This is a genomic window from Terriglobus sp. YAF25 (assembly GCF_052113305.1).
In the GTDB taxonomy this organism is placed as follows: domain Bacteria; phylum Acidobacteriota; class Terriglobia; order Terriglobales; family Acidobacteriaceae; genus Terriglobus.
Window position 1 is genome coordinate 1 of record NZ_JBFRCY010000921.1, and the last position, 1,510, is coordinate 1,510.

Below are 1,510 nucleotides of genomic sequence, written 5' to 3' on the forward strand. Positions count from 1 at the left end.
CTTCATACCCAGCGAGAGGCCCATCTGAGCGAGGATCTCCTTGATCTCGTTCAGCGACTTGCGGCCGAAGTTCTTGGTCTTCAGCATCTCGGCTTCCGTCTTCTGGATCAGCTCGCCGATGGTCTGGATACCCGCGTTCTTCAGGCAGTTGTAGCTGCGGACGGAGAGCTCAAGCTCTTCGACCGAGCGGTTCAGATTCTCGTTGCGGATAGCAGGGCCGTCCGCGCTGCCGTCCAGACCGGTCTCCAGCTCTTCCTCAAAGTTGATGAAGATGGTCAGGTGGTCCTTCAGCAGCTTGGCAGCCAGGCCTACRGCGTCAGCCGGAAGCACGGTGCCATTGGTCCAGACTTCGAGAGTCAGGCGATCGTAGTCGGTGATCTGGCCCAGACGAGCCGCGTCCACCGAGTAGTTCACCTTGCGGACCGGGGAGTGAATCGAGTCAACCGGGATAAAACCAAGACCGAGGTCGGAATCGAAGTTCTTGTCCGCCGAGACATAGCCACGGCCACGCTTCAAACGCATCTCCATGTCGAGCTTGCCGCCCTCGGAGACCGTCGCGATGTAGACGTCCTTGTCCAGGATCTCGACGTCGCCATCTGCTTCGATCATGCCGGAAGTAACAACGCCCGGCTGGTCCACATGCAGGTACAGAGCCTTCGGTCCGTCGCCGTTCAGCTTGAACGGGATCTGCTTCAGGTTCAGAATGATGTCCGTCGCGTCCTCAACCACACCGGTGATCGACTGGAACTCGTGCAGTACGCCCTCAATACGAACAGCGGTCACAGCCGCGCCCTCGATTGATGAGAGCAGCGTGCGGCGCAGTGCGTTGCCGATGGTCGTACCGAAGCCGCGCTCAAAAGGCTGCGCGCTGAACTTTCCGTACTTCTCTGTCAGTGTCTCGCTGTCAACAGCAAGACGCTTGGGCTTTTGGAAACCTCTCCAAAGCATGTATCGATCCTTTCTTCCGGCTACTGTCCGCGAAGCATTCTGCGGTCCAGGCGGGTGTTACACGGTTGAGTATTTAGTTGTGGGGTCAATCAAAGGGCTACGCGGCTATGCCACGCAGCCCTTCAACCATTACTTCGAGTAAAGTTCGACGATCAGCTGTTCGTTGACCGGGATCTGGATATCCTCGCGCTTCGGCAAAGCAATAACCTTGCCCGAGAAGTTGTCGCGATTGATCTCCAGCCACGCAGCCTGGGTCTGACCGGAGGCAAAATCCTTGGCAGTCTCGAGCAGAACCAGCTTCTTCGCGTTCTCGCGGATCTCTACCACATCGCCCACCTTTACCTGGTAGGAGGGGATGTTCACCTTGCGGCCGTTGACGGTCACATGACCGTGACGGACGACCTGACGGGCCTGACGGCGGGAGATTGCAAAGCCAAGGCGAAAGGCCACGTTGTCCAGACGGGTCTCGAGCTGCTGCAGCAGCAGGTCGCCGGTAACGCCGGTCCTGCGGCTAGCCTTCTCGTAGTATGCGCGGAACTGGCCTTCGAGCGTGAAGTAGATA

At 58.4% G+C, this 1,510-nt stretch carries 2 protein-coding genes; both read right to left on the reverse strand.

What is annotated here, in order from left to right; translation table 11 throughout:
- Positions 1-948 (reverse strand): DNA-directed RNA polymerase subunit alpha (locus tag AB4043_RS25240; protein WP_442308491.1); only part of this gene is annotated, 948 nt, incomplete at its 3' end.
- A gap of 129 nt (positions 949-1,077) precedes the next feature.
- Positions 1,078-1,510 (reverse strand): 30S ribosomal protein S4 (gene rpsD / locus AB4043_RS25245; RefSeq protein WP_442308492.1); only part of this gene is annotated, 433 nt, incomplete at its 5' end.